The sequence below is a fragment of the Kitasatospora sp. NPDC028961 genome (assembly GCF_055564815.1).
Genome location: NZ_JBVHVO010000035.1, coordinates 68711 through 75444, shown reverse-complemented (window position 1 = coordinate 75444; position 6734 = coordinate 68711). Strand labels below are relative to the sequence as shown.

Sequence of the window (6734 nt, the reverse complement as noted above, 5' to 3'; positions counted from 1 at the left end):
GCCCGACCGACCCGACCGACCGACCCGCACGACCGACCCGCACGACCGACCCGCCCCGGGGACAGCCGAAGCCCCGACCGCGCCCCGACCCCGCCTGCCGTAGCACGGCCGCCCGGGCGGGGCGCGTCCGCCGCCCGACCGGCTCGGGAGGGTGCGGGCGGGACCGGCCGGTCGCCCGCCCCGCCCGCACCGTGTCGGACGACGGTCAGGTCAGTGCCGGCCCGCCTTGCGGCGGCGCATGACCAGGACGGAGCCCGCCCCGACCAGCACGACGGCGGCGAGCAGGGTCAGGCCGACGTTCGCGCCGGTCGAGGCCAGGCGGTCCGAACCACTCGCCGCCACCGACCCCGAGGGCGAAGCCGAGAGCGAGGGCGGGGCCGACTCGCCCGCGGTCACGCCGGTGGTCGAACCCGTCGAGGGGCCGACCGTCGCGGTGGGGCCGGAGGAGGCCTTGCCGGTGGGCGACGCGGAGATGGAAGCGGTCGTCGTGGCGACCGGCGAGGTGGAGACGCTCGGCGAGGTGGAGGCCGACGGGGTGTTCGAGGCCGACGGAGTGGTGGAGGCGGACGGCGTGGGCGTGGACGGCGTCGGGCTCGCGGTGGTGCGCACCGCCGGGCAGGTGTGCGAGAGGTTGAACCACTTCACCTCGCCGCCCGTCACCTCCGCGCTGGCCGAGGTCAGCTTGGCGCCCGGGGCGGATCCGACATAGGCGTGCTTGCCCGTCGGCGGCCCGAACACGGTCACCACCTGCGGCGCGCCGTTGTCGAAGGACACCGTGAGCTTGACGAAGTCCGTCGAGTTCCCCGGGAGGACGAAGTGCCAGCCGTCCTGGTCGGCGCCGATCGACCCGCACTTCGCCTCGTGCTCGCCGAAGCCGGCGGCCGTGACGGGAAGGTCCTGGTGGACGGGGACGGTGTAGGTGCCGGCGGTGGCGAAGGCCGAAGGCGCGGTGGGGAGGATCAGGAGGCCGGCGGCCGCCGCCGTGAGAACGGCGCGGGTAGTGAGGGAAGCGCGCATGGTCACCATTCGCTGTCAGAGGTGGTCGCAGAGGGGACGCCGACCGGTCCGACCGGACCGGTCACGGTCGTCTCATGTCCCTCAGCGCCGTCGCCGTCCCACGCGTCACACCCCGGACGTAACAGTTCGGACACCACCACTGTGAGCGCCGACCGCCGCATCGCCCCCGACTACGGGGCGCCACCGACCACCGGGGCCACCGACGGCCGGACCGCCGAGCCCTCCGGCGCGATGCGAGGGGCCAGCGGGTGGGCTGCCCCCCTGCCGAGGGCCGTGCCTCAGGGGGCCGTCCGCTCGGCCGGTTCCTCCAGACCGAGCACGGCCAGGAGCAGCTGCTCGTCCTCCAGGTCGCGGGCGTAGGCGGAGATGACCTCGCGGGCCCGGTCCGCGACCGTCCCGTCCGGGGGCCGGGCCACCCGTTCGAGCGAGCCGCCGAGTGTGGAGAGGTCACGATTCACGACTGACACTGCTACCTCCTCGTTGCCTTGTTCGGAAGCCGACCGCCCACGCTACTGCGGCCGGCCGGCGCGGGCACGTCCGGCCGCCTCGCCCCCGCACCCCGGCGCCGAGCGGAACGGACGGTCCCCGCCCCGCCCCCTCGGCGGGACCCGGGCCCGGCCCGGCCGGGGGACGGCGCGAACCAGGGCGCGCGCGGGCGAAGGCGATCCACTCGGATGACAGCATGTGTCCGCGCGATGACTGGATGTCACGTTCAATGGGTAGTCCACGAACAGTCAAGCGAGGAGAAGCCGGATGAAGGGCACGACCCGGATGAACAGCACGACCCCCCGCACGGCGCTCCGCCTCGCGGCCGCCGCCCTGACGATCGCCGCCGCGACCGCCTTCACGCCCGGCACCACCGCGCGGGCCGACCAGGCCGCCACCGCGTGCGCCCCCTCCCCCACCTACCACCTGCAAGCGCTCAACCGCTACGGCGACTGGGAGCGCGCCGCGGAGGTGGACGCCTCGCTCAACGCGTGCGCCTTCACGCCCGCCAACGAGTGGACGTTCGACGTCGCCCAGGCCGCACCGAACCGCGGCTACGGTCTGGCCGGCTGGAGGATCCGCGCCTGGTTCCAGAACCAGGACCAGACGCCCGACTACCGGACCGTCGTCCTGAAGATCCGCGTCGACCACTGCTACCCCAGCGGCACGTGCGCGAACGACCTCACCGCGTTCGACGTGAAGCACCGGCTCTTCCGCGACTCCTACACCCGGCAGGTCATCACCGACACCTCCACCGAGGTGATCGGCGACCCCCGCGGGTGGCGCATCGACCCCCGCTCCTGAGCCCCGGACTCCCAGAACAGGAATCGAGGCAACGATGCGCTCGGACCGCCCCACCCACCGCCGGCCCCGCCGGCGCGGCGCCGTGACCGCCCTCGTCACGGCGCTGCTGACGCTGGCCACCGCCGTCGCCGTCACCCCCGCCCGCGCGGCGGGCGCCGGCGACGCCGCCGCACGCCGGGACTACGTCCTGCTGGCCCCCGCCCACGTCCCCCTGACCGAACCCGGCCACGAACAGCCCCTCGACCAGCTCCTCGGGCGCATCCGCGCCATGGAGCCCGGTCCCCACGAGAACCACGCCCCCCGCACCGCCAAGCGCTCCGGCCAGGACGACCTGCCCGCCTACGAGTGCCGCGAGCAGGACGCCGCCTTCCACGACCAGGGGTACGGCAAATCGCGGTTCGCCACCTGCCAGGCCTTCCACCTCCACCCCACCCACGTCACCTGCTGGTGGATCTTCTGCTCCGTCACCGGCAGCGCGGACGCCGAGATGACCGACGTCCAGTACGGCCACAACGTCCGCCGCGAGGTCGACGTCGTCCAGGTCCTCGACAACTGGCGGCTCGAAGGCGACATCGCCGAGGTACCGCTCAGCGTCGACGTCACCTGCACCGCCCGGCCCGGGTTCGGCCCCTGCGTCGTCGACAGCGGCTTCGGCGGCCCCTACGTCCAGCCGATCGGGCTGTGGGCCGCCGAGGGCTCGGTCACCAGCCGCTACTACTCCTTCCGCCAGGACTCCGCCGGCGGCATCGGCAGCGCCCTCATCAGCTACGCCGACCTCGCCGCGCACGTCTCGGTCATCGGCGAGGGCGCGGCCAACCCCTACGACGGCCCCAACAGCGGCATCCGCTGCGACTCCGCCTCCTACCTCGTCAGCACCGCCTCCGGTGAGGGCTGCGTCTTCCCCTGGGTCACCGAGACCCTGCACCTCCACCGCGCCGACCACCCCGAGTCCGCCGACCACATCGTCACCGCCCAGTACCACCCCGACCAGACCGTCCCCGAAGCGCCGAACAAGCAGATCCCCGGCGCCCCCGGCGCGGCCCCGCTGCACCGCGTCGCCGACCAGAGCGCCATCGACGCGCACCGCGTCGTCGCCGTCGCCGCCTGCCTGAAGTACTTCCCCGACTACGCCCACGAAGGCCTGGACTGTGACGAGTACCCCTTCGCGTCGACCCTCGAAGGCGCCGACGACAACCTCAAGAACTACAGCGTCGAACCCATCCACGACTGGGACAACCGCGGCTCCGGCGGCCGGCTCAGCGGCTTCTACCAGAACCGGCGCATCCTCGGCAGCGACTTCACCAATGACCCGTTCCACGTCCAGATCGACCCCTGACCCGCTCGTGGACCCGCGCGCCGACCGGCCCCCGGCCGCACCCGTCGGCGAACCCGCCGCCAAACTCGCCGCCAAACTCGCCATCGAGGTGCGCGCGGAGAACCACCTCTTCCACCTCGTCGACACCGCCGCCCCGCCCAGCGGCGACGCCGACGACCGGCCGCCCACCCCGGGCCCCGGCCGGCTCGCGACCACCGCGGGCGGCACCGTCACCTTCAACAGCGCCCTGTCCGACCACTACCCCCACGTCACCCTCCAGTACTGGACGGCCCGGCCCCCGGCCCCGCCCGGCCACTGGCCCCAGCACATCCGGCTCACCGTCGACCTCGAAGGCGGCCGCCTCGCCCTCACCTCCGGTGTCTCCCACCTCGCGGCCGCCGCCGCGCTGCCGCTCCCACCCGGCCGCTACACGCTCGCCGCCCACCGCGGCGCCCTCCACCCCACCCCGTCCCTCCTCCCCCACCGGGCCGAGCACTGGCTGCTCCAGCTGTGGCCCCACCGGCACCCGTGATGATCCTCGTGCGCACCGCCCGGGCGGCTCGCGGCAGCCGGGGGCCGTCCGGTGGGCGCCGGGACCGGTGACCGGCGACCCGAGGCGCGGCGCCGCTCCGCCGTGCGAGCAAGTCGACACGTCGGGTTATATCGTCCCTCCATGAGCGATCGTCAGTCGGGGCCGGGCCGGGCGCACCTGAGGGGCCCCGGCGGAGTTCTCACGGAGACCGCCCCGGTGCGAGTGCCGCAGCGGCGGGGGCCGTCCGACGGTTCCGCGTGGCCAGGGGCCGGGCCGGGTGAGGCGACCGGCGCCCGGGCGGCCCGCCGCGGCCGGCCGGGCGGGCGTGGATCCGTGCGGCCGGGAGCGCGGCGGTGACCGCCGACGCCCTGGTGATCTTCGGCATCACCGGCGACCTCGCGCACAAGATGACCTTCCGATCGCTCTACCGCCTGGAGGCGGCCGGCCTCCTGGACTGCCCGATCATCGGCGTGGCCCTGGAGGACTGGTCGCACGACCACCTGGTCGCCTCCCTGCGCGAGGCCCTGCGGACAGCCGGTGAGGAGGTGGCGGCCGGGCCGCTCGAACGGCTGGCCCGACGGCTCTCCTACCTGCGGGGCGACTTCACCGACCCGGCCACCTACCAGGCGCTGAACGCGCTGCTGGAGGGCGCCGCCAGGCCGCTCTTCTACCTGGAGATCCCGCCCTCGCTGTTCGGCCCGGTCGTGGAGGCGCTGGCGGCGGCGGGCCTCACCGCGCACGCCACGGTGATGCTGGAGAAGCCCTTCGGCCATGACCTGGCCTCCGCCAGGGCCCTCAACGCACGGCTGCACCGGGTGCTGCCCGAGGACCGCATCCTGCGCATCGACCACTTCCTCGGCAAGCAGCCCGTGCTGGACATCCAGTTCCTGCGGTTCGCCAACTCGCTGCTCGAACCGGTCTGGAACCGCGACCACGTGGCGGCCGTGCAGATCACCATGGCCGAGGACTTCGGCGTGGAGGACCGGGGAGCGTTCTACGACCCGGTCGGCGCGCTGCGCGACGTGGTCCAGAACCACCTCCTCCAGGTGCTCGCCCTGGTCGCGATGGAGGCGCCGGTCGGCCCCGGCCCGGACGCGCTGTGGGACCGGAGGGTCGATGTCTTCCGCGCGACGGCGGACGTCGATCCGGCGCACTGCCTGCGCGGCCAGTACGAGGGCTACCTCGACGTACCCGGCGTCAAGTCCGGCTCGGTGACCGAGACCTACGTCGAACTCGGCCTGGAGGTGGACAACTGGCGGTGGAGCGGAGTGCCCTTCTCCATCAGGGCCGGCAAGGCCCTGGCCGCCAGGGCCACCGAGGTACGGGTGGTCTTCAAGCGCCCGCCACGGCTCGCCTTCCTGGACCAGCCCGCGCACCCCGACGCCAACGAACTCGTCCTGCGGATCGACCCGGACCCGGCGCTGCGGCTGGGCATGCTCTCGAAGGAGGCATCCGGCCGCTCGGCCCGGAGCGTCCACCTCAGCCTGTCCTTCGCCGCCGAACTCGGCAGGCCCCCCGAGCCCTACGAGCGGCTCCTCAACGACGCGCTGACCGGCGACCGTTCGCTGTTCACCCGGCAGGACGTCGTGGAGGAGACCTGGCGGGTGATCCAGCCCCTGGTGGACCACCCGCCGGCGCCCGTGCCGTACGCGCGCGGGACCTGGGGACCCACCCCGGGCCTCGGCCGCACCACCTGGCGGCCGCCCTGGCTCTCCAGCCCCCACCCGTAGGTTCACCACGCGCCGCACCGCCGGCCGGCCGGTCGGCGGTGCGGCGCGTCCGAACTGCGGTCCGTCAGAGGATCTCGATGGACTTCACCTTCGGCGGACGGTTCGGGAACGTGATGTCGGTCCACCGGTTGATCCTGACCGAGTCACCGTTGGCGTCGTAGTAGATCAGGTCGTTGTTCCCGGTGGAGATCCGGTCGACCCACCAGCTGCCGAAGTCGGTGCGGCCCCCGTTCGCGTAGCAGTCCACGCTCTGTCGCCCGTCGAGGTGCGACCAGATCTTCAGGAAGTTCTCGCCTCCCCGGCACTCGACGTGGTCGATGGCGTACGCGCTGGACGGCACCGCCACCGTCAACGCGGCCGCCGCGGCGAAGGTGGCGGCCGCGGCACTCACGAACTTCCTCGTTTTAGAGATCACGAATTCTCCTCGGACGAATCGAAAACCGAATCGGATACGTACAACTCGACCGATCTCCGGTTGAGTCGTACTCGACCCAGCATTGGGGCGGCCGGCGGCGTGGTCAATGACGGCCCTGACGAACTGACCGCGTATCGGTCACATCCCTCCGGCTTTCCTCGTACCGGACGGGGCCGTCGGGACCGCTGGGACATGAGTGGTGACCGGCGGCGCGCCACGGCCGCCCCCCGCGCGACCGGCACTCGCGTCGATCCTTCCCGCCCGACCTGGGGAAACGGGAGCGCCACCGGCCGGCCGGACCGGGCGGTGGGACGCGGGGCCGCGGCGGCCGGTCGATGGATGAGTGGAATCCGCCACCGCCCGTCCGCACCAGAGGCGTTCCGCAGACGTACGACCTATCCTTCACATCTTCGCCGCGAAGCCATTCCACGGAAC

7 protein-coding genes are annotated in these 6734 nt (G+C 73.4%); 4 read left to right on the top strand and 3 right to left on the bottom strand.

Annotation, left to right across the window (positions count from 1 at the left end; translation table 11 throughout):
• Window positions 1-210 precede the first annotated feature (210 nt).
• A complete protein-coding gene (locus ACZ4UX_RS34020; RefSeq protein ID WP_465709469.1) occupies window positions 211-1017 on the bottom strand; it encodes an LPXTG cell wall anchor domain-containing protein in 807 nt (268 codons plus the stop codon).
• A 278-nt stretch (window positions 1018-1295) separates the two neighbouring features.
• Window positions 1296-1484, bottom strand: a complete 189-nt coding sequence (locus ACZ4UX_RS34015) for a hypothetical protein (protein WP_465709468.1) — start codon at window positions 1482-1484, stop codon at window positions 1296-1298.
• 286 nt (window positions 1485-1770) lie between these two features.
• Between ACZ4UX_RS34015 and ACZ4UX_RS34010 the strand changes: the two genes are divergently transcribed.
• The 4 genes from ACZ4UX_RS34010 to ACZ4UX_RS33995 all read left to right on the top strand — a co-directional run bounded on the left by ACZ4UX_RS34010 (window position 1771) and on the right by ACZ4UX_RS33995 (window position 5884).
• Entirely contained in the window at window positions 1771-2307 is a 537-nt protein-coding gene (locus ACZ4UX_RS34010) for a hypothetical protein (RefSeq protein ID WP_465709467.1), read from the top strand.
• A 34-nt stretch (window positions 2308-2341) separates the two neighbouring features.
• Window positions 2342-3643, top strand: coding sequence for a NucA/NucB deoxyribonuclease domain-containing protein (locus ACZ4UX_RS34005; protein ID WP_465709466.1), 1302 nt, complete (start codon window positions 2342-2344; stop codon window positions 3641-3643).
• Window positions 3612-4154 (top strand): hypothetical protein, encoded by a 543-nt coding sequence (locus ACZ4UX_RS34000; protein ID WP_465709465.1) that lies wholly within the window; start codon window positions 3612-3614, stop codon window positions 4152-4154. The genes ACZ4UX_RS34005 and ACZ4UX_RS34000 overlap by 32 nt, the downstream gene beginning before the upstream one ends.
• A 353-nt stretch (window positions 4155-4507) precedes the next feature.
• The gene (locus ACZ4UX_RS33995) at window positions 4508-5884 is read left to right on the top strand and encodes a glucose-6-phosphate dehydrogenase (protein ID WP_465709464.1); all 1377 of its coding nucleotides are present in this window, start codon (window positions 4508-4510) and stop codon (window positions 5882-5884) included.
• A 64-nt stretch (window positions 5885-5948) separates the two neighbouring features.
• Here the strand turns inward: ACZ4UX_RS33995 and ACZ4UX_RS33990 are convergent, their stop codons facing one another.
• Window positions 5949-6299 (bottom strand): beta/gamma crystallin domain-containing protein, encoded by a 351-nt coding sequence (locus tag ACZ4UX_RS33990; protein ID WP_329485190.1) that lies wholly within the window; start codon window positions 6297-6299, stop codon window positions 5949-5951.
• Between the last annotated feature and the right edge of the window lie 435 nt (window positions 6300-6734).